Genomic DNA, 22,833 nt, shown 5'->3' on the forward strand with positions numbered 1-22,833 from the left:
AGGACGGCAGGCGCGGATCTTCCATCAAGGCCAGAGGCGACAAAGCCGCCTCATCAAACAGGCCGGATATACGGGCGCAAACCTGTCCCTGACATTGAGTGCTGAGACCTTGCAAACGGGGAGGAGACCATATACGGATTATGGGCGTTGTAGAACAGGGTGTCGGCGGCCTGGTTGCCCTCCAGATCCAGAATCCGGATGGTTTCGCCGGCGTTCACCACTTTCAGGAAATACTCGCCTGCCGGTACGGTTTCACGGAAGGCGGCATTTTCGGGCTTCAATGTGCTTTGCTTGATCATCTCCGGCCTCCCATTACTGCATCAGGTGATAAAGAGCGGTGTTGGCAAATGCCCGTGTCGCCTCGGGCGACGAGGTTTTGCACGGATCGGCATCGGTCACCGGGGCCGCCTTGAACAACTGGTACCGCAGCGGATGGCTGGGGTATTCGCTGGCCGGATTCATCGGATGCGGGCAGGTGTGCAGCACCACGATGGTGTCCATCTCGAATCGAAGGTCCACTGTGGCGCCGGCGTGGGAGTGGCCCTCGGAGAAGGCCATGTTGCCGTCGTCATCTGTTTTTACTTTGCTGAACCAGTTCAGGTTGGCGGTCAGGTCTTTCTTGCCAAGGCCGTACTTGGCCAGTTCGTTCAGAAAGCTTTTGAAACCGTTCCGGTGGTAGTGATTATGGGCTTCCTGATAGGTCTTTTTGCCCCAGCGCTTTTCCACCAGATCGGCATTGCAGGTGCCGGCGACGGTGTCGTGCCAGCCCAGGTCATCGCGGATGATGGAGGCAAATACCCGGCCCATGTCCGAGAGCAACACGTGGCCCTTGGTGAGCAGGAAGGTGTGCTGGTTTTTCAGGGTGTCCGGCATGTTGTACCGCTCGAGCGGGTTCTCGGGGTTGTACATCAACATGCCGACGTTGGCACCGCCGGTTTCGTCAATCAGGCGCAGCACGTGGCCACGGCGCACGATAAAGGACCAGTGGGATCCGCCGGGAATCAGATCGTCGTAGAGGGGGGCTGCGGTTTGCAACATGGCCTTTTCCTCCTAGTTAGGGCATCCAAAAAAGCGAGAGGCGTCAGTAACTGAGCGATCCTCCCGGGCTTTTGTCCCGCCGTGTAACCTTGGAAAAGGTCGTCAACTCTCGGACCAGTCGTCTGCGTTTGTGGTTGCAGACCGGAACCCTAGTCGACCATTGGTCAGATTGTGGCGCTTTGATTGTGGTTTCAGTAACCGACGTCTCGCTGCGTGCTGAATGTACTGCAGAGTCCATGCCAATCGGCAAGTCGCTGATTTTATTGAGGTGGAAGTTCCGGGATGGGGCAGTGTTGCTCCCTGCCTGGGCGAGCGCACCGTTTTTGTGCATCGATCGGTGCGCTTCCAGTGCATTTATTTTCGGAGTTTGATTCCAGAGCCAGACCACTGATGGCATGGCCTTCAAGCCATCTACTACCAAGGGAGGAGTTTTTCGCCTCCATCGCATCATTCAAACCTTGGGAATTGGGGTCTACATTGAATGGGTAAACGCGAAAGGCCGCGTTGCCCTGTGACAAACACAACAAGAGGTCGAGATCATGATCTACGCACAACCAGGAAAGGATGGCTCCGTCGTTTCTTTCAAATCCCGTTACGAGAACTACATCGGTGGCGAGTGGGTTGCCCCGGTAAAAGGCCAGTATTTCGAGAACATCACCCCGGTCACCGGTGAGGTGATCTGTGAAATTCCCCGCTCCAGCGCCGAGGACATCGAACTGGCCCTGGATGCGGCTCACAAGGCCGCGCCGGCCTGGGGCAAGACCTCCACCACGGAGCGCTCCAACATCCTGCTGAAAATTGCCGATCGCATTGAGCAGAACATCGAGATGCTGGCGGTTGCCGAAACCTGGGATAACGGCAAGGCGGTGCGTGAGACCATCAACGCTGACCTGCCGCTGGCCGTGGACCACTTCCGTTATTTCGCCGGCTGCATCCGTGCCCAGGAAGACACCTCCAGTGCCATTGATAACAACACGGTTGCCTACCATTACCACGAGCCACTGGGCGTTGTCGGCCAGATTATTCCCTGGAACTTTCCGCTCCTGATGGCCGTCTGGAAGCTCGCGCCATGCCTGGCGGCTGGCAACTGCACCGTAATGAAGCCAGCCGAGCAGACCCCGGCCAGCATTCTGGTGTTGATGGAGCTGATCGGCGATCTGGTGCCCCCAGGCGTGGTAAATATCGTCAACGGTTACGGCATTGAAGCCGGTCAGGCTCTGGCCACCAGCAAGCGTATCGCCAAGATTGCCTTCACCGGCTCCACTCCGGTTGGCTCCCATATTCTGAAGTGCGCTGCCGAGAATATTATTCCGTCTACCGTAGAGCTGGGCGGAAAATCCCCCAACATTTACTTCTCCGACATCATGAAAGCCGAGCCGGAGTTTATCGATAAGTGTGTGGAAGGCCTGGTGCTGGCGTTCTTCAATCAGGGCGAGGTGTGCACCTGTCCGTCCCGCGCGCTGATCCAGGAAGACATGTACGACGAATTCATGGCCAAGGTCGTTGAGCGTACGAAGTCCATCAAGCGCGGCAATCCGCTGGATACTGATGTGCAGGTGGGCGCCCAGGCCAGCAAGGAACAGTTCGACAAGATCATGTCCTATCTGGAAATTGGCAAGCAGGAAGGTGCGGAAGTGCTGACCGGTGGTGGTCGCGAAGAAATGGAAGGTGAGTACAACAATGGCTTCTATGTCCAGCCCACCCTCCTGAAAGGCAGGAATAACATGCGGGTATTCCAGGAAGAGATTTTCGGCCCGGTGGTGGGTGTGACCACCTTCAAGACCGAGGAAGAAGCCTTGGCCATTGCCAACGACACCGAGTTCGGACTGGGTGCCGGCCTCTGGACCCGCGACATCAACCGTGCCTACCGGATGGGGCGCGCCATAGAGGCGGGCCGTGTCTGGACTAACTGCTACCACCAGTACCCGGCCCATGCCGCCTTCGGTGGTTACAAGAAGTCTGGTGTTGGTCGTGAAAACCACAAGATGGCGCTGGACCATTACCAGCAGACCAAAAACATGCTGGTCAGCTACGACATCAACCCGCTGGGTTTCTTCTGAATTTGTGAGCGGTAGGCGGGCCTCCCACACGGGCCCGCCTGTGAGTCAGCACAGTGGAGGTGCACCTTCATTCCCGGCATCTGGCCGGGGAAGCTCTCTGACGAGAGTTCGGGTATTTCTGTCACTCTCTTTTGGCCCTTCCCAGGGCCTTTTTTCGTTTCATGCCAGGGCCTGGACTGCCGCTGGCTTGTGCGACCTAGGGAGGCACCAAAACAGTTCCAAAGTACCATATTGGCCCCTTGCCCCGGCCGATAGGATGGGAACTGGGTTATCGGCAATGTCGTTGATTCACCCGCAATGCCCTGACAATCATGACAACAGAGGTGAGCATTATGTGGACCAAACCAGCCTACGAAGATCTGCGCATCGGTTTCGAAGTCACCATGTACTTCGCCAACCGCTGAGTACAGACGCGGCCAGCCTCGAGCTGGCCGTTTTGTCTCAGGAGTAACCTGCCATGTTCATCCACGTTCTGGGCTCCGCCGCCGGCGGTGGCTTTCCCCAGTGGAACTGCAACTGCGCCAACTGCGACGGCTTCCGAAAGGGCACCCTGAACGCGAAGGCCCGTACCCAGTCCTCCATTGCCGTCAGTGAAGACGGCGAGCACTGGATCCTGTTTAACGCCTCCCCGGATATCCGCGCCCAGCTAGCCGCGTTTGAAGCGATGCAGCCGGCCCGCGAGCTTCGCGATACCGGCATCGACGCCATCGTGCTGATGGACAGCCAGGTGGACCACACCACCGGTTTGCTGTCCCTGCGCGAGGGACTGCCGATGGACGTCTGGTGTACCGAACAGGTGCATGAAGACCTCAGCGGTGGTTTTCCCCTGTTCACCATGCTCAAGCACTGGAACGGTGGCCTGAACTGGCAACGCATCGAAGCGTGCGAGCAGACGCCCTTTACCATTCCCTGCGCACCATCCATCGAGCTGACCGCCATCCCGCTGCTGAGCAACGCACCCCCGTATTCACCGCGCCGGGACAACCCACACCCGGGCGACAACATAGGCCTGTTCCTGAAAGACACCCGCACTGGCCAGACAGTCCTCTATGCCCCGGGCCTGGGCGAGCCGGACGACCGTATTCTCGGCTGGATGCGCCAGGCCGACGTGCTGCTGGTAGACGGGACCGTCTGGCACGACGACGAGATGATCCGCCAGGAAGTGGGCACCAAGACCGGCCAGGCCATGGGCCATCTGGCCCAGAGCGGCCCGGGCGGCATGATCGAGGTGCTCGATGCCATGCCGGCCCAGCGCAAGATCCTGATACACATCAACAACACCAACCCGATCCTGAACGAGGACTCCCCTGAGCGGGCGGAACTGACCCGCCACGGTATAGAGGTGTCCTGGGACGGAATGCACATCGACCTGTCGGGGCAGCCATGAACGCCAAAGCCAACACCGCCATGAACCGGACAGCCTTCGAGCAGGCCCTGCGGGCCAAGGGCCAGTACTACCACATCCACCACCCGTACCATAAAGCCATGTACGGCGGGCAATGCACGCCTGAACAGATCCGCGGCTGGGTGGCCAACCGGTACTACTACCAGATCAAGATTCCCCAGAAAGATTCGGCGATCATGGCCAACTGCCCGGACGCCGGTGTGCGCCGTCTCTGGCTGCAGAGGATTCTGGACCATGATGGTCACGACGGCGATGTCGGCGGCATCGAGGCCTGGCTGTCCCTGGCAGAAGCGGTGGGCCTGAGCCGCGAAGAGGTGATTGACCAGCGGCACGTGTTGCCGGGGGTCCGCTTTGCGGTGGATGCCTACCTGAACTTTGCCCGCCGGGCGACCTGGCAGGAGGCGGCCTGCTCGTCCCTGACCGAGCTGTTCGCCCCGGAGATCCACCAGTCGCGACTGGACAGCTGGCCTGCCCACTATCCGTGGATTGAAGAGAGCGGCTACAGCTACTTCCGCAAGCGCCTGTCGGAAGCCCGACGAGACGTAGAGCACGGGCTGACCATCACCCTCGACCATTTCACCACCGAAGCTGAGCAGACCCGAGCCCTGGAGATCCTCCAGTTCAAGCTGGACATCCTCTGGACCATGCTGGATGCCATGACCATGGCCTACAGCCACCGTACCCCGCCGTACCACACCGTGACCGACGAACAGGTCTGGCACCGGGGGCTGTAATGGAGATCGCCATGCATCAGGTACCGCGTTTTCGCCGGGGGTTCCGGTTCCAGTGGGAGCCGGCCCAGGAAAGTTATGTGCTGCTTTACCCCGAGGGTATGGTCAAGCTCAACGGCAGCGCCGGTGCGATTCTCAATGAGGTGGACGGCCAGTGCACCGTGGCCGATATTGTGACGAGCCTGGAACAGCAGTTTCCGGACGCCGGCCCGCTCGGCAAGGACGTGAGTGAGTTCCTGCAGGACGCCGGGCAACAACACTGGATCGAACTGTCATGAGCTGCACCAACCCCCACAATGCCGGACCGCCCCTGTGGCTGCTGGCGGAATTGACCTATCGCTGCCCGCTGCAATGCCCCTACTGCTCCAACCCCCTGGACTTTGCCCAGGCCCAACGGGAACTGACCACCGAGGAGTGGGTGAGTGTGCTCAGACAGGGCCGGCAAATGGGCGCGGCCCAGCTGGGCTTCTCCGGGGGCGAGCCACTGGTACGCCCGGACCTGGCGGAACTGATCGCCGAGGCGCGGCACCTGGGCTATTACACCAACCTGATTACCTCCGGCCTGGGGCTGACAGACGCCAAGGTGGATGCCTTTGCCGAGGCCGGGCTGGACCATATCCAGGTGAGTTTCCAGGCTTCGGATCCGGAGTTGAACAATGCCGTGGCTGGCTCCCGCAAGGCCTTTGACCAGAAGCTGGCCATGGCCCGGGCGGTGAAGGAAGCCGGGTATCCGATGGTGCTCAACTTCGTGATCCACCGGCACAACATCCACCAGATGAACGACATCATGTCCCTCTGTGAGCGTCTGGGCGCGGACTATGTTGAGCTGGCCACCTGTCAGTATTACGGCTGGGCGTTTGAAAACCGGGAAGGATTGATGCCCTCGAAAGCCCAGCTGGTGCAGGCGGAACAGGAAGTGAACCAGTACCGGCAGCGGCTTCAGGAATCTGGCTCCGCCATGAAGCTGATCTTTGTGACTCCCGACTATTACGAGGAGCGGCCGAAAGCCTGCATGAACGGCTGGGGCAATCTGTTCCTGACCGTGGCGCCGGATGGCACAGCATTGCCATGCCACAGCGCCCGGCTTCTGCCCATCGATTTCCCCAATGTCCGGGACATGGATCTTCAGGCCATCTGGTACGACAGCCCGGGATTCAACCATTACCGCGGCGACAGCTGGATGCCGGAGCCCTGTCGTTCCTGCGATGAGAAGGAAAAGGACTTCGGCGGCTGTCGCTGCCAGGCCTATCTTTTGACCGGTAATGCGGATAATGCAGATCCAGTATGCAACAAATCGTCGTATCATGATCGAATACTGGCAGCGAGGAAAGCTGCCGATCATGCCACGGCCGGCCTGACTGAACTGGTATATCGAAATGCGGATAATTCACGGCTTTTCTTCCGGGGTTAACAACTCCGCCATCAAGCCTGCACTGGTCGGCCATCACCACGACAAAACGGTACTGAGTGCCTACGAGGCCTGCTCGGCGCATGTCCAGCGTGGGGAACTTGCGGTGGCCCCGGCGGGTGTGTTCTGGCTGGAGACGGATCCGGCACGCGGCTGCAATACGCTCTGGCACCTTTCCGATCAGGGGCCTGTTCGCCTTGGACCTGATGATCTTGGCATCCGCAGCCGGGTAAATGGCTATGGTGGTGGCGCCCTGGCGGCTGCCGACAGCGGTGTGTTCGTGGTTGGCGAGGATCAACAGATACGGTTTGTCAGTCTGCCCGACGGCCAGTGCCACAACCTGACCGATGACCCCGGAGCGGCCTATGGTGGGTTGGTCGCTGACCAGTCCCGTCGACGGGTGCTCGCGGTACGGGAAGCAGAGGGCAAGCAGCAGCTGGTTGCCGTCTCCATGCTGGGCGAGCGTTCGGTGCTTCATTCCGGCCTGGATTTTTACAGCGCGCCGGCGGTCTCGGCCGATGGCAGTCAGGTTGCCTGGACCAGCTGGCAGTTGCCGGATATGCCCTGGCTGCGTTCACGGCTGTGGACCGCAAATTGCTCTGAAGATGGATTGCTGGATCAAGGCCGGGAATGGCCCACACCTTCTGAGGCGTCGGTACAGCAGCCGGTGTTCGATGGCAACCAACTCTGGGTTTTGTCAGACCACGGGGGTTGGTGGCAACCCTGGCATATTGATACTTCGGGCGAGGGCGCTTGGCACGCCACCGAATCGCCAGCCCGGGATCATGGCAACGCGCCCTGGCAGTTGGGTGAATCCCACCACTGCCCGACAGGCAGTGGCAGTTGGGCCCGGGTTCGTTACTGCAATGGGACCGGCGAGCTCTGGCTAAGCTCCGGCGAAACGGGTGAAGCAATCCGGGTTGCCCGGGGCTTTGGCGACTTCCGATGTCTGCAGTCGGCTGGCGAGCATCTTTACTGCATCGGGCGAGCCGCCACCCGCCTGGACGCGGTCCTCCAGATTGATCTCGAGACCGGCCAGGCCCGCACCATTGCCGGGGGCGAGGAGGCCATGCCAGAGCCGCGGGCGGCACTGCCGCTGGATATCGAGATTCCGGCTCTGAACCCGGGTGAAGCTTCTATCCACGGATTTTTCTACACTCCGAAGCTGGCCACGCCAGACGTCCCTCCACTGATTCTGATTGCTCACGGAGGACCCACTTCGGCGGCCTATCCGGTGTTCAATCCCCAGGTTCAGTACTGGTGTCAGCGGGGCTTTGCCGTCGCTGAAATCAACTATCGAGGCAGCACCGGCTTTGGTCGTGAGTTCCGCCTGGCCCTGGAAGGTCGGTGGGGTGACGCGGATGTCGCGGATATGGAACGGGCGGCAGACCACCTTGCCTCCTTCGGCCTGGCTGATGGGAGACGGGTGTTTATCCAGGGTCGCAGCTCCGGGGGTTACACGGCCCTGATGGCGATGATCCGGAGCAGGCGTTTCACCGCTGGCGCGAGCATGTTCGGCGTAACGGATCCCATGCGTTTACGGGCCATGACCCATCGGTTTGAATCCGGTTATCTGGATTGGCTACTGGGGTCGCCAGAAAAATACCCGGAGCGGTGGCAGGAGAGAACGCCCCTGTTGCACGCCGAACGCATTACCGCGCCCATGATCTTTTTCCAGGGCGGACAGGACCGGGTTGTGGTGCCTGAGCAGACCCGGGCAATGACCGAGGCCATGAAAGCCGCGGGCAGGGCGCCGGAGCTGCACTGGTTTGAAGACGAGGGGCATGGTTTCCGGCGACAGGCCAATCAGGCCGGTATGCTCGAATGGATGTTCAGCTTCTACCGAAAGCATAGCCAAAAGGCCAATGATCAGGCGGAGAACTTGAGTTAAACTCTCGGCTATTCCTATAACAACAAACGGTCGAGTGCAGTCTGATGAGTCACGATATATCCAGCTTGCGAAAGTTTGTCTCACCGGAAATCGTATTTGGTGCCGGCTCCCGGAAGTCCGTGGCCAACTTCGCCAGTAATTTCGGTGCCCGGCATGTCTTTCTGGTGTCCGATCCGGGTGTGGCTGCCGCCGGTTGGGTCGATGAGATCGTGACGCTGCTGACCGATGCAGGTATCCGCTCCACCGTTTATACCGGTGTTTCACCAAACCCCAAGGTGGATGAGGTGATGACCGGGGCCGAGCTCTACAAATCCAGTGAATGTGATGTCATTGTCGCCATCGGTGGCGGCAGCCCCATGGACTGCGCCAAAGGCATCGGTATCGTCGCCACTCATGGTCGCAGCATCCTGGAGTTCGAGGGCGTCGACACCATCACCAATCCGTCACCGCCCCTGATCCTGATTCCGACCACGGCGGGCACCTCGGCGGATGTTTCCCAGTTCGCGATCATTTCCGACCCGAACCGCCGTTTCAAATTTTCTATCATCAGCAAGGCCGTAGTGCCGGATGTTTCCCTGATCGATCCGGAAGTTACCGAGACCATGGATGCCTACCTCACCGCCTGCACCGGGGTGGATGCCCTGGTGCATGCCATTGAGGCTTACGTGTCGACTGGCAGCGGCCCGCTGACCGATACCCATGCCCTGGAGGCAATCCGGTTAATCAACCGGAATCTCGAGCCGCTGGTGGACAACACGGCAGATCCCTATCTCCGGGAGCAGATCATGCTGGCCTCCATGCAGGCGGGGCTGGCCTTCTCCAATGCCATTCTCGGGGCAGTACACGCCATGTCCCATAGCCTGGGTGGTTTCCTGGATTTGCCCCATGGTCTGTGTAATGCGCTGCTGCTGGAGCACGTGGTGGCTTACAACTTCCAGTCTGCCGAAGATCGTTTCCGCCGCGTTGCCGAAGCCATGGATATCGATACCCGGGGTATGAACAAAGCGGAAATCAAGAAGCGGCTGATGAACCGTATTGTGGAGCTCAAGCGGCGGGTCGGTCTGGAGGCCCGTCTTGCCCAGCTGGGTGTTTCGGTGTCCGACATTCCCCACCTGTCCGGCTTTGCGTTGCAGGACCCGTGCATTCTCACCAACCCCCGGAAGTCGTCGCTGCGGGATGTCCAGGTTGTCTATGAAGAAGCCCTCTGACAGCAAGGATGGCGAACAGGACAGTAGCTACGGAATTGGCGATCTTCTCGGGCTGGGCAGCCAGTCCGTCCGCAAGAACTATTACCCGGCTCTGCAGGAACGCATTGACGAGCTGGAGCAGGAACGCAACCGCTACAAATGGCTGTTCGAGAACGCCCTGCACGGTATCTTCCAGGCCAACCTGCGGGGCGGCTTTCTGGCCTGCAACCCGGCGATGGCGAGAATCTGCGGTTATGACAGCCCCGAGGCGCTCACGGAAAAGGTCATCCGGCTCCGTGAACAGTTGTTCTGCAGTTCCAGTGAATTCGATGCCATACGGCAGGAGCTTCTCAACGAGGGCAGCCTGAGTGCCCGGGAAACCCGTTTCCAGCGTGCTGATCGCACGCCGGTCCACGTTGCTGTCACCCTGCTGCGACGCCCGGACCTCGGACCGGAAGTGGTGGAAGCCTTCGTTGCCGACATTACCGAGCGAGTGTTGGCCCGGCAGAAACTGGAGCAGTTGAACGCCACCCTCGAGCGGCGCGTGGAAGAGCGGACCGAAGCACTGCAGAATGCCAATGTGGGCCTGCGCTACCAGATTGAGGAGCGCGAGAAGGTTGAGCGCGAGCTCTTTGTTGCCATGGAAGCCGCCAAAGAGGCCAACCGCAGCAAGGATAAATATCTCGCGGCGGCCAGCCATGACCTGCTCCAGCCCCTGAATGCAGCCCGGCTGATGATATCCGCGCTCCAGGACAGCACGCTGCCGGAACAGGAAACCCGCATGGTGCACCAGGTACATCGGGCTCTGGAGGGCGCCGAAGACCTGCTGGCGGACCTGCTGGATATCTCCAAGCTCGACCAGCAGGCAATGAAGCCTGATCTGGTTTATACCGATGTGGCCGCCCTGGCCAGATCCCTCGGGGAGGAGTTCGAGGCCGTTGCCAGCAATGCCGGCCTCGGGTTCCGGGTACGCACCATTCCGGCGATGGTGCGAACAGATCGGCGCATGCTGACCCGTATCCTCCGAAATCTTCTCAGCAATGCCTTCCGGTACACCCGCAAGGGCGGTGTTGTCATGGCGTTGAGATCCCGCGGCGACCGTCTGCGGATTGAAGTCTGGGATACCGGTGTTGGCATCGAGGAAGACAAGCTGCGGGACATTTTCACCGAGTTTCACCAGCTGTTGCCCCAGGGCACCGGCGGCCGGCAGGGTGTGGGCCTGGGGCTGGCCATCGTGGAACGGATGGTTCGGGTGCTGGGGTACGACATTGATGTGTCATCACGGCCCGGTCGTGGCTCCCGCTTCGTGCTGACCCTGCCGCTTGAACCCGCTCAGGCCAGACCGGATATGGCCCGTACAGATTCGCTCCAGAATTTCGCCGATGGCTTTGATGGTGTGCCGGTGCTGGTGATCGACAACGAGCCGGCGGTGTTGGAGAGCATGCAGTTGCTGCTGGAGCGTTGGGGCTGTGATGTGCTCACAGCCGCAAGCAAGGCAGAGGCCGTGGAGGCTCTCGAGCAAACCGGCCAGATACCGGCCCTTATCCTTGCGGACTATCACCTGAACAATGAGCGAACCGGTTACGATGCAGTTCACGGGGTTCGCCGCCACCTTGGTCGGGATATTCCCGCCGCCATCATTACCGCAGATCGCAGCGATGACACCCGCAAGATACTGCGCGCCCAGTACCTGCCAATACTGAACAAGCCGGTGAAACCCAACCGGCTCAGGGCCCTGATGACCAGCCTGCTGACCTCTGCCTCGGCGTGACCCCTTCTCGCCCGTCCTGTAAGACCTTCTTACATACACTCTGAAGCCCTTCGCGAAATACTCCCTCAACCGGTCTCCGATACCGGCAGGTTTCAAAACATCTGAGGGAGTAACAGATGAAAACAACAACGATTGGCCGGAAAGCCGGCAGTGGATTTGGGCATTGGTGGCTGGCAATGATCGGCGCTGTGCTGTTGGCCGGTTGCGGCGGTGGGGGCGGCGAGACGGAGGTGTCCAGCCCCTCGGATTTCGAACCCCCGGCGGAGCCCGTGAACATAGGGGGCGATGCCGAGCTTTATGATCCCGAGCGGCTGATTGATGTGTCGGTCACCATGAGCTCCGCCGATTTCAGCAAACTGAAATCGGAAGCCCGAACCCTGGCCAGCACCGACCGGGAATGTGTGCCCGAGTTCGAATACACGGAATTCACGGCCAGCGTCACCATCGACGGTGACCGCATGGACCGGGTGATCGTGCGCAAGAAGGGCTACATGGGCTCCCTGAGCCCCAGTATCCCCTCTCTCAAGCTCGATTTTAACGATCTCTGGCCTGGTCGCACCTATCAGAACATGACCCGGATGACCCTGAACAACAACCGCCAGGACCCCTCCAATGCCCGCCAGTGCATGGCCTATGACCAGTTTCGGCAGGCCGGGCTCGCGGCGCCGAAATGCAATTACGCCAGAGTGTCTGTCAATGGCGAGGATCTGGGTGTGTTTACCAATGTCGAGCCTATCAAGAAGCCCTTTCTGGCACGGGTATTCGGGGACGACGACGGTAACCAGTACGAAGCCCAAACGGCGGACTTCGGTACCTGGCTGAGCGAACGTTTTGAGAAAAAGACCAACGAAAAAGAAAACGACCGAACTGACCTGCAGGCCGTTACCGATGCTCTGGCCTTGCCCGATGAGCAGATGGTGAATGTATTGCCGCAGCTGGTGGATGTGGATGAATTCATCCGGTTCTGGGCGGTGGAAACCCTGTTGGGCGCCTGGGATTCCGCCACTGGCAACGCCAACAATTTCCACATCTATCGGGACCCCGGAGACGGCCTGTTCCATTTTATTCCCTGGGGCGCTGATACGGCCTTTCGTGGGGCGCATCCCCTGAGGCCGCTCACGGGGGTGCTATACCGCAACTTCTCGCTGGCGGACCGGCTTTTCAGCATTCCCGAGTACCGGGCGCGCTATGAGGCCGAGCTTGAAGACCTGCTGGCCACCCAGTGGGATGAGGCCGATTTGCTGGCGGAAGTGGAGCGGATACGTGAACTCACCGGCACCAGCGCGGAGGCGACGGCCAGCCTGAATGCCTTCATTGGTGGCCGCGGCGTGGCCGGTGATGACGATTTCCGGCCTGCCCGCCGAGCTGTTATTGAACAGGCCATCGCCGAGGAGACGCCCTCCGGGGAAGTGTACCGGCTTGCGGACACGCAACCGGATTGCAGCGTGCCGGCGACAACCAGCCTGACCGGCACCATCAAGTCCGAGGACGGTGCCGACACAGGTGCCTTCCGCTTCACGCTGCCCGGAGGTCGGGCGGTGAACGCGAGCCTGACTTTTGCCGCCTTCGAGGTGGACAGCCTGGTTTACTCGGTTGATCGCGAATCAAAGCCGGCGGTGATCAGCCTCCTGCTGATTGGCGCGGATATCAACGACAACTTCACGCCCTATGTGCTGCAACTGTTTATCGAGGCATCCGATTACGTGCCGGGCACACACGAGTTCCATGGCTTTGCCACCAACGCTCTGTTGTTTGAGGTGGATGAAAGCCAGCCCGGGGATGTGCGCACCCTGGCCCTTGGCGCAGAGGGCAGTATTACTGTCATCGGGGTGGGATCCGGGGCCAGTGAGGGCGACGTGGAACTGAGCCTGAACGCCACCCTGGAATACGATTCGGCGATTCGATGAACATGGCTGTCGCCAGCCCGCTGGAAGAATTCCGCGGGCATTGTCTGGCCGAACAGATGCAGGCCCGTTTGATGAATCGGGTCGACACCAAGTTTCTGGTGCCTGCATACCTGCTGGATGCCTGTCTGCGTGGATTGGAGCACCATTACTCCATCCTGGAGATCGACGGGCGCCGGCGGTTCACCTACGACACCCTGTATTTCGATACACCGGAACGCCAGCTTTACCTGGATCACCACAACGGCAAGTTGAACCGGTTCAAGCTCCGTATCCGGCACTACCGTGAAACCGGGGACAGCTTCCTGGAGGTCAAGAAAAAGAACAACAGGGAGAGAACCATCAAGAACCGTTTGCCGCTGACATCGCAAACCGTTGCGAGCAGCCGGGTGGTCCCTTTCCTTGAAGAGCAATTGGGCCGACCGGTGGCAGGGATGCTGCCGGCTCTTTTTGTCGGCTACCGCCGGATGACCTTCATGAGCGCACGGGGGACCGAGCGTATTACGGTGGATACAGGGCTGGGTTTTCACTCGGCCGACCGTCGCAGCGGTCTGTGCCTGCCTGATGTTGCCGTTTTCGAGGTCAAGTACGATCGCAAGGTCCCATATTCCCCTTTCCTGGAACGTCTTGGTCAGCTCGGCTGCCGCCCCGTGCAGTTCAGCAAATACTGCATCGGCACAAGCCTGTTGTTCGGCCACGAATGCAAAACCAATCGCTTCAAACCGCTGTTAAGGAGACTTCATGGAATCTGCAGTTGATGTCCATTTTGCGATCCGGCTTTTGATCAATACCGCCTCCGTGTTTGTGCTGATTCGCTGCTACTACGCGTTTTCCCGTCACCGGGAGAATGCCGCCTCGTTCATTCTTTTTGGTGTCGGCGTTTTCCTGGTGACCGCATTGCTGCATTCGGTCACCGTCACCATGGGCTTTGCCTTCGGTCTGTTCGCCGTTTTCTCGATGCTCCGGTACCGAACCGAGGCCCTGGGCATAAAAGAGATGACCTACCTGTTTCTGGTGATCGCCATGGCCCTGCTGGCAGCAGTTGGCAACATGCACCACCTGGAGCTGGTGTTTCTGAACCTGCTGGTCATCGTTCTGGCGCTGGTGCTCGAAACCCATGTGCTTTTGCCGCGACACAGTGAGAGAGAGGTGGAGTACGAAAAGATAGAGAACGTTCACCGGGACCGCCGGGAGTTGCTCATTGCGGACCTGCGAGAGCGCACCGGTCTGGATGTGTTCCGGGTGGATGTGGTGTCTGTCAGCTATCTGAGGGACACCGCCATGCTACGTATGCACTTTCGTCAGGAGGCCGATCATGCTCGCTGAGCTGAAATGGGCGTGGCTGGTGATCGGTCTGACACTGGCGTTCATGTTACAGCCTCTGCTCGCTGTGGCTTCCCCTGTCGAGGCAGAAGTGGGCGGTTACGTCGCCGCCGGTGTTGACCATTACGGGTCATTTTATGATGAAGACGGTGAGCGCAGCACAGCCCGGGGCGTCCTGAGAAATGCGAAAATTGAACTGGAACTGGCCTTGGGCAAGCGCTGGGAGGCAGAGCTGGATGGCAGCTACAAGATTGAAGGCGACAAGAAAGAGCTGGATCTGGGCGATGCCTATCTCCTGTATGACGGGGAGAGCCGTTTCGAGGCTCAAATTGGGCGCTTCAAGGAGCCTTTTGGCCTGGAACGCCTCGCCAGCTACACCAGCCTGAACACCAGCGAACGTTCGCTGGTGACCTCGGCGTTCGCACCGGGGCGTTCCATCGGTGTTATGGCGGGGCAGTACCGCAAACGCGGCACCTGGTCCCTGGGTCTGTTCACCGATGAGCCCGATGGTGGCTCCACTCACGCTATAACCGCGAGACTGACCCGTGCCCCCATTCGTTCAGAAAACCAGACCCTACATCTGGGCGCCGCGGCCTCTTATCGTGATCTTGGCGACAGCCGCTTTCAGATCAAGGATGAGGGAGAGGTGTTCAGTGCCGATAATGTCATCCGCAGCCCACGATTCGAGGCTGGTGATGCTTGGCTGGCAGGTCTCGAGGCCGCCTGGCTTTATCATCGTCTGACCCTCGTGGCGGAGGCCATGGCTCAGAGCGTGCGTCGAACCGACGGGTCACGCTGGCAGTTCGGTGGCGCCTACCTCCAGGCCGGTGTGTTCCTGACCGATGATCGGCGCTATTACAGCCGGGGTGAGTTTGACTGGATAGAGCCCCGGCACCGGGCGGGCGCCCTGGAACTGGTGGCACGGCACAGTGCTGTGGACCTGAGAGACCGGAACCTGGGCGCCGAGGCGAGTGTGACGCTGCTGGGTCTTGCCTGGTATCTGGGCGAGCTGTTCCAGCTGCGCCTGAATTACCTGATGCCGGATATTCGCGGCAATACCCTGATGGCCGTGCCGGACGGAGACGCTGTTACCCTGCGTGCTGTGCTGCGGTTCTAGGCAGCGTGAGGGTCACCTGCGTCCACTGGCCGGGTTCGCTGGTAATCGACATGTTGCCCTTGTGATGGCGCATGATGGTCTGACAGATACTGAGGCCCAGCCCCAGGTTGTCCGGTGTATCACTGGTGGAATAGAACGGATCAGTGAGCCGCTTCATATCGTCTGGCGCGATGCCCTGGCCGTTGTCCCGAATTACGATTCGATGGGCACTGTCAGCGCTTTCGGCCGTTATCTCGATTTTGCCGGGCTGCCGGTTTTTGCTCACGGCAGAGACGCCATTGAGCAGCAGGTTAACGAACACCTGGGTCAGGGCAGATGGATAGCAGGGAACGGTCGTTCCCTCCGGGATGTCAGTCTGAAGCTCGACACCTCGTAGCTGATGCTGGCAGAAGCGGGTGGCGGTGGTCACCAGTTTGCCGAGGTCTGCCGTTTCCAGGCTGTGTTCAGGGACGGGGCGGGAAAACTCGATCAGGTCAGACACAATATCGGCAATGCGTTTCTGGTGGGTGCTAGCGTCGGTCAGGGCGTCTGCGACCTCGACATCCCGGTTTACCGAGTTGGCAAAATCCACGGCCTGGCTGGCGCAGTTCAACGGGTTCATGATCTCGTGGAGCAGCCCCTTAGCCATATGGCTAAGGGCCTGATGTTTCTGTTCCTGGGCCAGTCTTTCTTCCGTTGATTTCAGGGTTTCCAAAGTGCGGGAAAGTTGTCGATTCCGGTCTCGGAGCAGGAATTGGAGCGCCAGCAGGTTGCGCAGGAACTGCGACAGGAACCAGGCCGATAGCGGTGCGACCACCAGGCACATCAGAATCAGCCAGTTGGTCAGAATGCCGATCAGGGTGTCGCTTACCTGAGTGCTGTCGACCGCCACGAACGTGGCGAGTACCAGCAGTGTCAGGTTGATCAGGATAATCACGCTGGTGTGGAACAGGGACAGGGTAATGATGCCCACGGAGCTGATGAAAAAGAACAAGCCCACGATGGGAGCGAGCGACGCGCCCGTTGTCATGTATCCCAGGTAGCTGAACGCCGCCATGTTGAAAAACACCAGGTAGACAATCATCGGCGCTGACCGGCGCAGGCGCGTGAACCGGTGAGCGGCGATCAGACCGGTCAGAATCGCGGTGTAGATGAGGTAGATACCGAATACGTCCGGTGCATCCGGGTTCAGGGCCAGGCCCCCGAGAAACAGCAGGGTACCGATAAAGGCAATCACCAGGTAAACGTCGGCGAACAGGGGCAGCACCCGGTACCGATACTGGGTGTGGTAGAAGCGTTCGAAGCGTCGCTGTCGGTAGGCGGGCAGCTGGCGGATCTGATCCATCCCGGAAAGCAGTTTCACTCGGCGGCTCCGTGTTGGTGTCGTTGCATAAAGAGAATGAGCTCGGGCAGGCGCTCGAAGCCCAATTTCACGAAAATCCGGTCCTTGTAGGAATGCACCGTCTTGCAGGAAACGCCAAGCCTGCCTGCAATATCGCGTACCGGCAGCCGGCTGGCCATCAGCTGTGCCACTTCCCGCTCCCGTCCGGACAAGGCCTGATAGGCGAGCATGGCGGCCGGTGCTGGTTCCTGCTGCCAGTTACCGACATAAACCTGCCCGTTTCGAATGTAGAAGAGCGTCTTGATCAACTCCTGCACTGGCTGGTCCTTGGACACCACGGCCTTGATGCCTGCTTCCAGATAGATCGCCATCCGCCCGCTGCTGACCGGCGTGTCCGATATCAGCAGCACGGACAATGACGGATTCACCGCCAATGCATGCTCGGCGATGGTGAGCCCGTCGTTGTCCTGCAGGTTTTCCTCAATCAGCAGTACCGAAGGGGTGGCCCTCTTTAGCCGATTGAGCGTTGCCACTCCGGTCTCCGATTCGCCAACCAGCTCGACCTCATCGTGCAAGAGGATCTGGAATAGCAGGCTGTCACGGAGCAGTCGCTGCCCCATGGTGACGTACAACCTGAGCCTGCGCTGACCTGACGCCATCAGTCTGCCCTGGCCGGCAGATGGAGACTCAATCGAAGACACTGGTCGCCTCCGGTCACGTCGATATCGCCAGCAAGCAGTCGGGTGCTTACGAAGAGCATCAGAAGAGCGCTCTGCTGCTCCAGCAGGGGGCGGGAGAGGCGGGTGATTGGCGCCAGCAGATGGCTGTACATGTGAAGTGGGCTGGCGCTGGCGACCATGAGGCCGCTTTCGGTCCGGGTCAATTCCAGAGCAGAGCGCTCCAGCCCGGAGGCCTTCATCAGGGTTGCCAGTGCCTGGCAAAGGGCCATCAACGGTGTTTGTGTTTCGCTCGTGCCTGCCGGGTTCTCCAAGGCGTTCGCGAGAGCCTGGTCAAAGGCTTGCCGGTTCTGGATGCCGTGCACGTGGCCTGGCTGAAGGGTGCTGAGCTGCCTGCCCACCATTCCGGCAAAGTCTCTTACAAGATCATGCTCAAGCGCGGTTTCCCGGCTTGCGCGCAGATGGGGTGGCTGGGCAGGAAGTGTGCGAACGGTTGCCAGGGCATCCAGAAAGTCGGCGGTGATCGGTTCGCCGGTAAAACCGTCCACTCGCTCGTTTAGATGTTCAAGCAGTCTGGCTCGTCGTTGCTGGCGAAGCTCCGCGAACTGTTGTTCTGCAATTGAGCGTGAACGGTCTCTTGCAGAGACCAGGGTGCGATGTTGGACAAGAGCCTTGCGGAAGAGCGACAGCAATTCGGCTGCGTTCCATGGCTTCTTCTGATAGCGGAAGATCCGGCCCTCGTTAACTGCATCCATGGCCACATCAACCTCGCCCCAGGCTGACGTGAGAATTCGGACAATTGTCGGGTGCGACTGGCGTAGTTCGTCCAGCAGCTCTTTGCCATGCATCCCGGGCATTCTCTGGTCTGTCATCACCACCGCGACATCGCTGTCTTTCTGCAACACGAGCTGAGCCTCTTCTGCACTGATGGCGCTCAGCACGCGGAATTCGTCCTGCATGCGCTCCAACTGCCTCGACAGATAACGGGTGGCAGTCGGTTCGTCATCCACGATCAGAATCGCCGGTTTGGGGCCCTCGTGGGCCTCGCTGGTATCCGGAGAGAAGGTTTGTCCTTCGCGGGTAAGCGCGGCTGTGAGCACGTGCGACCGGATAACATCGGGATTGACCGGCTGTTCGAAGCAGCGATCGACCAGCTGATGGTCGAGCAGTTTCACGAGGAGGTTCAGCGCAATGGCATCTCCTATGAGGATCTTCAGAATCCGGGGGTGGTGGTCCCTGGCCCGTGCCAGTAGCGACGACTCAAGATAGTCATCAGCGCGGTTCGGAAGCAGAACGATGGCGGTGGGTATGGTGGCAGCCGAGGGCAGGTAGTCGAGTGCCCCCTGGTCAGTGGCGAACGCGTGAATAACGAAATCGCTGGCAAACAAGGTTTCGAAGTGCTGTCGGTCCTGGTCGTCGTCATACCGGAGAAGGATCTCCGCCGCTCCGCTGGTCGCCATGATTACTCTGTATCCTGTTAATGGGGTAGGGAAGAGATTAGCAACAACAGTGGCTTAGCGGTGTAGGAACTTCCTACAGCAGTGCCTTTGCCGGCAATGAAAACCTGGTTCTGTGACAGCCTTGGCACTATGGACTGTCCTGGCGTCAGGAGCGACTACACTTACCAGAGGCTCATCGAAAGGGAGATAACCATGACAGTTCCTGAGAATGGTCTGACGAATCACGAAGTCACCATCTGCCTGGCTGGCGGTGCCGTGCTGGGTCCGTTCAATGCGACCTGGAGCAAGGATTCCGGTGGGGATGTGCGTGAGCTGGTCCGCGAGTACGATGCGTTTCTGCAGGGTGAAAAGCAGCACCGTTACAAGTTTCACCTGCACGACACCTACACCAACACCGTTCATACCCTGATCCTCAATTTTGAACAGGTTACGGGCATCTGCGACCATGTCCGGCTCAGATCCCAGGGCGGCGGCTGAGCCATGGCCGGGCCCCTGGCGTACACGCCAAGAAGCCCACAGTGCAAATGCACGGACAGGAGGGAATATGAGCGAATTCAGAACGGAAACCGACAGCCTCGGGGACGTACAGGTACCTGCGGATGCGCTCTGGGGCGCTCAAACCCAGCGCGCGGTGGAAAACTTCCCGGTCAGTGGCCAGCTGATGCCTCAGCCGTTTATTGCCGCTGTTGCCCAGATCAAGCGCGCGGCCGCCGAGGCCAATACCAGCCTGGGGCTGCTCGACAACGATCTGCGGGATGCGATCTCCCAGGCTTGCGAAGATCTGGTTAAGGGCGAGTACGCGGATCAGTTTCCGGTAGACCGCTACCAGACCGGCTCCGGCACCAGCACCAATATGAATGTCAACGAGGTGATCGCCAGTATCGCCCGCAACGCAGGCTTCGAGGTGCATCCGAACGATCATGTGAACATGAGCCAGAGCTCCAACGACGTGATTCCAACGGCGATCCACGTGAGTGCCGTGATTGCAGCCAAGGAGAAGCTGCTGCCGGCGCTGTCGCATCTTTGCGGTGTGATCTACGAGCAGGAAGCGGCGTTTTCCAGCCAGGTAAAAACCGGCCGCACCCACCTGATGGATGCCATGCCCGTGACCCTCGGCCAGGAGTTGAAAACCTGGCGCGAACAGCTTCTGGCCGTGGAAAAGCGGGTAGAAGCCGCGGCTGATGAGCTGTTGGCCGTTCCCCAGGGCGGCACGGCGGTGGGTACCGGAATCAATGCGCTACCGGAATTTCCGGGCCAGTTCGTCAAGTTCCTGCGGGCTAACACCGGCTATCCTTTTACGTCGCTCGATCACAAATTCACCGGCCAGAGCGCGGTGGATGCCCCGGTGGCCCTCTCCGCACAATTGCGCGGAGCAGCCATCGTGCTTACCAAGATCGCCAACGATCTGCGCTGGATGAACAGCGGCCCTATTCACGGCCTGGCTGAAATCAGTCTTCCGGCATTGCAACCGGGCAGCAGTATCATGCCGGGCAAGGTCAATCCGGTCATCCCGGAGTCCGTGGCCATGGTCGGCGCCCAGGTGATGGGGCTGGACAGCGCCGTGGCCATTGCCGGTCAGTCCGGTAATTTCCAGCTCAACGTCATGCTCCCTCTGGTGGGCGGTAACCTGCTGGACATGACCGATTTGCTCGCCAATGCGGCCATCATGCTGGCGGACAAGGCGATCAAGGATTTCACGGTCAATGCCGACAACCTGAACGCAGGTGTGGGCAAGAATCCCGTACTGGTGACAGCGCTTAATCCCGAGATCGGCTACAGCCTGGCGGCAGACATCGCCAAGGAGGCATATAAAACGGGCCGGCCAGTCATCGATGTGGCGGAGGAACGCAGCGGCCTGAGCCGGGAGCGGCTCGAGGAGTTGATGGATCCGCTCAAGCTGACCCGGCGCGGTATCGCCTGATCGGTCGTTTCAGAGGGGCGCAAACGCTTGCTGATCATCCTGGAGCTGTTTGTGATGCTGGTGCTGGCCAACGGCACGCCGGTGGTTGCGGCCGGGCTGCTGAAAAACCGCTGGTCGGCCCCGGTGGACGGCGGTCGACTGCTGTCCGATGGTCGCCCCGTATTTGGTGAAAGCAAAACCTGGCGGGGTGTTGTATCCGGTGCACTGGCTTGCGGGCTTTTTGCGCTGTTTACCGGGCTGGGATTCGTGTTCGGGCTTCTGTTCGGCCTGCTGGGGCTGGGAGGAGATCTTCTGAGCAGCTTCATGAAGCGTCGAATGGGTTTGGCATCAAGTGCCCGGGCTGTCGGGCTGGATCAGATCCCGGAAGCCCTCCTGCCCATGCTGCTGGCGATGTGGTGGCTGCCGGTGAGCCTGTGGGTAGTGTTGGTTGTCGTGGTGGTTTTTACCCTGTCCAACATCTATGGCTCACCGCTGCTCTACCGTCTCGGTATACGCCGGCAGCCCCACTAAACCGGGCCGCGAGTCAGGGTGTGAAGGGTTACTTCCGGCGGGCAGTTCAGGCGAACGTTTACCACGGACGTTCCGGAACCCGGTGAGGTGTAGCCCTGCATGCCATTCATCCGCCAGTAACCTCGACCGAGTGTGCGCGGGCAGTCAGAGTCGAGAGTCACCGGTATACCTCCGGGCAGGCAGATCTGGCCGCCGTGTGTGTGTCCGCAGAGAAAGACGTCGTAGCCGGCGTGGGCAGCCTCGCGCCAGATCTCCGGCGTATGGCTGAGGAGGATGCTGGTGCCTCCCGCAGGGATATTGTCCCCCGCCTGGTGCAGGTTGTGGACCTTGAAGAAGTGGGCGTCGTCCACACCCGCGAGGTACAGGGTCTGGCCTCCCCGTTCAATGGGCGCCATTTCGTTCATCAGCAGTTGGTAACCCATGTCTTCCAATGCCGGTACCATGCGAACGCTGTCGTGGTTACCCAGAACCGCATAGGGCTTGCTTTTTATACCGTCCCTCAGCCGCGCCATGCCGTCCAGGGCGCCCTCAATCGGGCCCCACGTGAGTTTCCGGTAGTCGCCGGTCAACACGCACAGATCGTAGTCTAACGGTTCGATCTGGCGCAGGACTGCCTGCAGGTTGGCTTCGTCCATGTCTACGTGCAGGTCGGTCAGATGCAGAATGCGAAAGCCCTCGAAGGCTTCCGGCAGGCCGGGAAGCTGGAAATGATTGTGCACAGTGTACAGACGCCGGCTGTTGCTCTGGCCCCGGCCCCAAAGGCCAACCATGCGCAAACAGGTACGGATAAAGCCGGGCGCCGTGGCCCAGTTTTCCAGATGGAATGAGCTGTGATCCTGCCCGAATACCTTCGCTTCAGCTTCCCGTTCAATGCCGAGCCTCTGGCGGGCGTGAACAGGGCCGAGCCTCAGGCTCAGGCGGTATTCCAGGAGTTCATCCTGGTTCTCCGGTGTACGAGCCCTTGCCGTCATTTTTCTTCCCTTATATGCCGAGCCGGGCATGGCAGATGTACTAAGTGGCAAACCCTGTCTGTCATTATGGATGGCCCTCGAAGGTATGCAACCAAAACGACACAATGTTCATGTTTGATGACACACTGACGGTTAAGC

The 22,833-nt window shown here is 59.8% G+C and carries 22 protein-coding genes and 1 riboswitch; of the genes, 16 read left to right on the forward strand and 6 right to left on the reverse strand.

Annotated elements, in window-relative coordinates:
* Positions 1–53: 53 nt before the first annotated feature.
* Positions 54–299, reverse strand: coding sequence for a DUF1989 domain-containing protein (locus AC13DD_RS01325; protein WP_482930739.1), 246 nt, complete (start codon positions 297–299; stop codon positions 54–56).
* 13 nt (positions 300–312) lie between these two features.
* Positions 313–1,038, reverse strand: a complete 726-nt coding sequence (locus AC13DD_RS01330) for an urea amidolyase associated protein UAAP1 (RefSeq protein WP_482930740.1) — start codon at positions 1,036–1,038, stop codon at positions 313–315.
* 58 nt (positions 1,039–1,096) lie between these two features.
* A riboswitch (guanidine-I (ykkC/yxkD leader) is annotated at positions 1,097–1,202 on the reverse strand.
* A gap of 375 nt (positions 1,203–1,577) precedes the next feature.
* Here AC13DD_RS01330 and exaC point away from each other — a divergent pair.
* The 13 genes from exaC (at position 1,578) to AC13DD_RS01395 (ending at position 15,835) form a co-directional block, all read left to right on the forward strand.
* Positions 1,578–3,098, forward strand: coding sequence for an acetaldehyde dehydrogenase ExaC (exaC, locus tag AC13DD_RS01335; RefSeq protein ID WP_482930741.1), 1,521 nt, complete (start codon positions 1,578–1,580; stop codon positions 3,096–3,098).
* Positions 3,099–3,430: 332 nt separating this feature from the next.
* Positions 3,431–3,502 carry a pyrroloquinoline quinone precursor peptide PqqA gene (gene pqqA, locus AC13DD_RS01340; RefSeq protein ID WP_007153157.1) on the forward strand — a complete coding sequence of 24 codons (72 nt, stop codon included), beginning with the start codon at positions 3,431–3,433 and terminating at the stop codon, positions 3,500–3,502.
* 53 nt (positions 3,503–3,555) lie between these two features.
* Positions 3,556–4,485 (forward strand): pyrroloquinoline quinone biosynthesis protein PqqB, encoded by a 930-nt coding sequence (gene pqqB, locus AC13DD_RS01345; RefSeq protein WP_482930742.1) that lies wholly within the window; start codon positions 3,556–3,558, stop codon positions 4,483–4,485.
* A complete protein-coding gene (pqqC, locus tag AC13DD_RS01350; RefSeq protein WP_482930743.1) occupies positions 4,482–5,237 on the forward strand; it encodes a pyrroloquinoline-quinone synthase PqqC in 756 nt (251 codons plus the stop codon). Before pqqB ends, pqqC begins: the two co-directional genes overlap by 4 nt.
* Positions 5,237–5,512, forward strand: coding sequence for a pyrroloquinoline quinone biosynthesis peptide chaperone PqqD (gene pqqD / locus AC13DD_RS01355; RefSeq protein WP_482930744.1), 276 nt, complete (start codon positions 5,237–5,239; stop codon positions 5,510–5,512). Before pqqC ends, pqqD begins: the two co-directional genes overlap by 1 nt.
* The gene (gene pqqE, locus AC13DD_RS01360) at positions 5,509–6,645 is read left to right on the forward strand and encodes a pyrroloquinoline quinone biosynthesis protein PqqE (RefSeq protein WP_482930745.1); all 1,137 of its coding nucleotides are present in this window, start codon (positions 5,509–5,511) and stop codon (positions 6,643–6,645) included. The genes pqqD and pqqE overlap by 4 nt, the downstream gene beginning before the upstream one ends.
* Entirely contained in the window at positions 6,611–8,533 is a 1,923-nt protein-coding gene (locus AC13DD_RS01365; RefSeq protein ID WP_273093973.1) for a S9 family peptidase, read from the forward strand. The genes pqqE and AC13DD_RS01365 overlap by 35 nt, the downstream gene beginning before the upstream one ends.
* A 44-nt stretch (positions 8,534–8,577) precedes the next feature.
* Positions 8,578–9,741, forward strand: coding sequence for an alcohol dehydrogenase-like regulatory protein ErcA (gene ercA / locus AC13DD_RS01370; RefSeq protein WP_053113095.1), 1,164 nt, complete (start codon positions 8,578–8,580; stop codon positions 9,739–9,741).
* Positions 9,725–11,491: a PAS domain-containing hybrid sensor histidine kinase/response regulator gene (locus AC13DD_RS01375; protein WP_273093976.1), complete on the forward strand. Its 1,767-nt coding sequence runs from the start codon at positions 9,725–9,727 to the stop codon at positions 11,489–11,491. The genes ercA and AC13DD_RS01375 overlap by 17 nt, the downstream gene beginning before the upstream one ends.
* A gap of 116 nt (positions 11,492–11,607) precedes the next feature.
* Complete coding sequence (locus AC13DD_RS01380; RefSeq protein WP_273093978.1) at positions 11,608–13,398, forward strand: CotH kinase family protein; 1,791 nt, start codon at positions 11,608–11,610, stop codon at positions 13,396–13,398.
* The gene (locus tag AC13DD_RS01385) at positions 13,395–14,153 is read left to right on the forward strand and encodes a polyphosphate polymerase domain-containing protein (protein ID WP_273093981.1); all 759 of its coding nucleotides are present in this window, start codon (positions 13,395–13,397) and stop codon (positions 14,151–14,153) included. Before AC13DD_RS01380 ends, AC13DD_RS01385 begins: the two co-directional genes overlap by 4 nt.
* Positions 14,137–14,721 (forward strand): DUF4956 domain-containing protein, encoded by a 585-nt coding sequence (locus tag AC13DD_RS01390; protein ID WP_104270876.1) that lies wholly within the window; start codon positions 14,137–14,139, stop codon positions 14,719–14,721. The genes AC13DD_RS01385 and AC13DD_RS01390 overlap by 17 nt, the downstream gene beginning before the upstream one ends.
* Positions 14,711–15,835: an OprO/OprP family phosphate-selective porin gene (locus AC13DD_RS01395; RefSeq protein WP_053113090.1), complete on the forward strand. Its 1,125-nt coding sequence runs from the start codon at positions 14,711–14,713 to the stop codon at positions 15,833–15,835. Before AC13DD_RS01390 ends, AC13DD_RS01395 begins: the two co-directional genes overlap by 11 nt.
* Here AC13DD_RS01395 and AC13DD_RS01400 read toward each other — a convergent pair.
* The 3 genes from AC13DD_RS01400 to AC13DD_RS01410 are packed head-to-tail and all read right to left on the reverse strand — an operon-like array spanning position 15,807 to position 19,293.
* Positions 15,807–17,177 (reverse strand): sensor histidine kinase, encoded by a 1,371-nt coding sequence (locus AC13DD_RS01400; RefSeq protein WP_008171053.1) that lies wholly within the window; start codon positions 17,175–17,177, stop codon positions 15,807–15,809. The genes AC13DD_RS01395 and AC13DD_RS01400 overlap by 29 nt on opposite strands.
* Positions 17,174–17,815 (reverse strand): helix-turn-helix transcriptional regulator, encoded by a 642-nt coding sequence (locus AC13DD_RS01405; RefSeq protein WP_039881850.1) that lies wholly within the window; start codon positions 17,813–17,815, stop codon positions 17,174–17,176. Before AC13DD_RS01405 ends, AC13DD_RS01400 begins: the two co-directional genes overlap by 4 nt.
* On the reverse strand, positions 17,815–19,293 hold the full coding sequence (locus AC13DD_RS01410; RefSeq protein ID WP_104270877.1) for a response regulator: 1,479 nt from the start codon (positions 19,291–19,293) through the stop codon (positions 17,815–17,817). The genes AC13DD_RS01405 and AC13DD_RS01410 overlap by 1 nt, the downstream gene beginning before the upstream one ends.
* Positions 19,294–19,485: 192 nt before the next feature.
* Here AC13DD_RS01410 and AC13DD_RS01415 point away from each other — a divergent pair, with 192 nt between their 5' ends.
* The 3 genes from AC13DD_RS01415 (at position 19,486) to AC13DD_RS01425 (ending at position 21,724) form a co-directional block, all read left to right on the forward strand.
* Positions 19,486–19,770: a hypothetical protein gene (locus AC13DD_RS01415; RefSeq protein WP_008171059.1), complete on the forward strand. Its 285-nt coding sequence runs from the start codon at positions 19,486–19,488 to the stop codon at positions 19,768–19,770.
* Positions 19,771–19,837: 67 nt separating this feature from the next.
* Positions 19,838–21,214 carry a class II fumarate hydratase gene (locus AC13DD_RS01420; RefSeq protein WP_482930746.1) on the forward strand — a complete coding sequence of 459 codons (1,377 nt, stop codon included), beginning with the start codon at positions 19,838–19,840 and terminating at the stop codon, positions 21,212–21,214.
* 27 nt (positions 21,215–21,241) lie between these two features.
* Positions 21,242–21,724 (forward strand): CDP-archaeol synthase, encoded by a 483-nt coding sequence (locus tag AC13DD_RS01425; protein WP_008171063.1) that lies wholly within the window; start codon positions 21,242–21,244, stop codon positions 21,722–21,724.
* On the opposite strand, the gene AC13DD_RS01430 is transcribed toward AC13DD_RS01425, so the two are convergent.
* The gene (locus AC13DD_RS01430) at positions 21,721–22,695 is read right to left on the reverse strand and encodes a metallophosphoesterase (protein ID WP_482930747.1); all 975 of its coding nucleotides are present in this window, start codon (positions 22,693–22,695) and stop codon (positions 21,721–21,723) included. The two genes, AC13DD_RS01425 and AC13DD_RS01430, sit on opposite strands and share 4 nt — an antisense overlap.
* Between the last annotated feature and the right edge of the window lie 138 nt (positions 22,696–22,833).

This window comes from Marinobacter sp. L-13, from assembly GCF_056857715.1.

Coding starts and splice junctions, on each gene's coding strand:
- AC13DD_RS01325 (WP_482930739.1), bottom strand. CDS start 299: ATGATCAAGCAAAGCACATTGAAGCCCGAAAATGCCGCCTTCCGTGAA.
- AC13DD_RS01330 (WP_482930740.1), bottom strand. CDS start 1,038: ATGTTGCAAACCGCAGCCCCCCTCTACGACGATCTGATTCCCGGCGGA.
- exaC (WP_482930741.1), top strand. CDS start 1,578: ATGATCTACGCACAACCAGGAAAGGATGGCTCCGTCGTTTCTTTCAAA.
- pqqB (WP_482930742.1), top strand. CDS start 3,556: ATGTTCATCCACGTTCTGGGCTCCGCCGCCGGCGGTGGCTTTCCCCAG.
- pqqC (WP_482930743.1), top strand. CDS start 4,482: ATGAACGCCAAAGCCAACACCGCCATGAACCGGACAGCCTTCGAGCAG.
- pqqD (WP_482930744.1), top strand. CDS start 5,237: ATGGAGATCGCCATGCATCAGGTACCGCGTTTTCGCCGGGGGTTCCGG.
- pqqE (WP_482930745.1), top strand. CDS start 5,509: ATGAGCTGCACCAACCCCCACAATGCCGGACCGCCCCTGTGGCTGCTG.
- AC13DD_RS01365 (WP_273093973.1), top strand. CDS start 6,611: ATGCGGATAATTCACGGCTTTTCTTCCGGGGTTAACAACTCCGCCATC.
- ercA (WP_053113095.1), top strand. CDS start 8,578: ATGAGTCACGATATATCCAGCTTGCGAAAGTTTGTCTCACCGGAAATC.
- AC13DD_RS01375 (WP_273093976.1), top strand. CDS start 9,725: ATGAAGAAGCCCTCTGACAGCAAGGATGGCGAACAGGACAGTAGCTAC.
- AC13DD_RS01380 (WP_273093978.1), top strand. CDS start 11,608: ATGAAAACAACAACGATTGGCCGGAAAGCCGGCAGTGGATTTGGGCAT.
- AC13DD_RS01385 (WP_273093981.1), top strand. CDS start 13,395: ATGAACATGGCTGTCGCCAGCCCGCTGGAAGAATTCCGCGGGCATTGT.
- AC13DD_RS01390 (WP_104270876.1), top strand. CDS start 14,137: ATGGAATCTGCAGTTGATGTCCATTTTGCGATCCGGCTTTTGATCAAT.
- AC13DD_RS01395 (WP_053113090.1), top strand. CDS start 14,711: ATGCTCGCTGAGCTGAAATGGGCGTGGCTGGTGATCGGTCTGACACTG.
- AC13DD_RS01405 (WP_039881850.1), bottom strand. CDS start 17,815: ATGGCGTCAGGTCAGCGCAGGCTCAGGTTGTACGTCACCATGGGGCAG.
- AC13DD_RS01410 (WP_104270877.1), bottom strand. CDS start 19,293: ATGGCGACCAGCGGAGCGGCGGAGATCCTTCTCCGGTATGACGACGAC.
- AC13DD_RS01415 (WP_008171059.1), top strand. CDS start 19,486: ATGACAGTTCCTGAGAATGGTCTGACGAATCACGAAGTCACCATCTGC.
- AC13DD_RS01420 (WP_482930746.1), top strand. CDS start 19,838: ATGAGCGAATTCAGAACGGAAACCGACAGCCTCGGGGACGTACAGGTA.
- AC13DD_RS01430 (WP_482930747.1), bottom strand. CDS start 22,695: ATGACGGCAAGGGCTCGTACACCGGAGAACCAGGATGAACTCCTGGAA.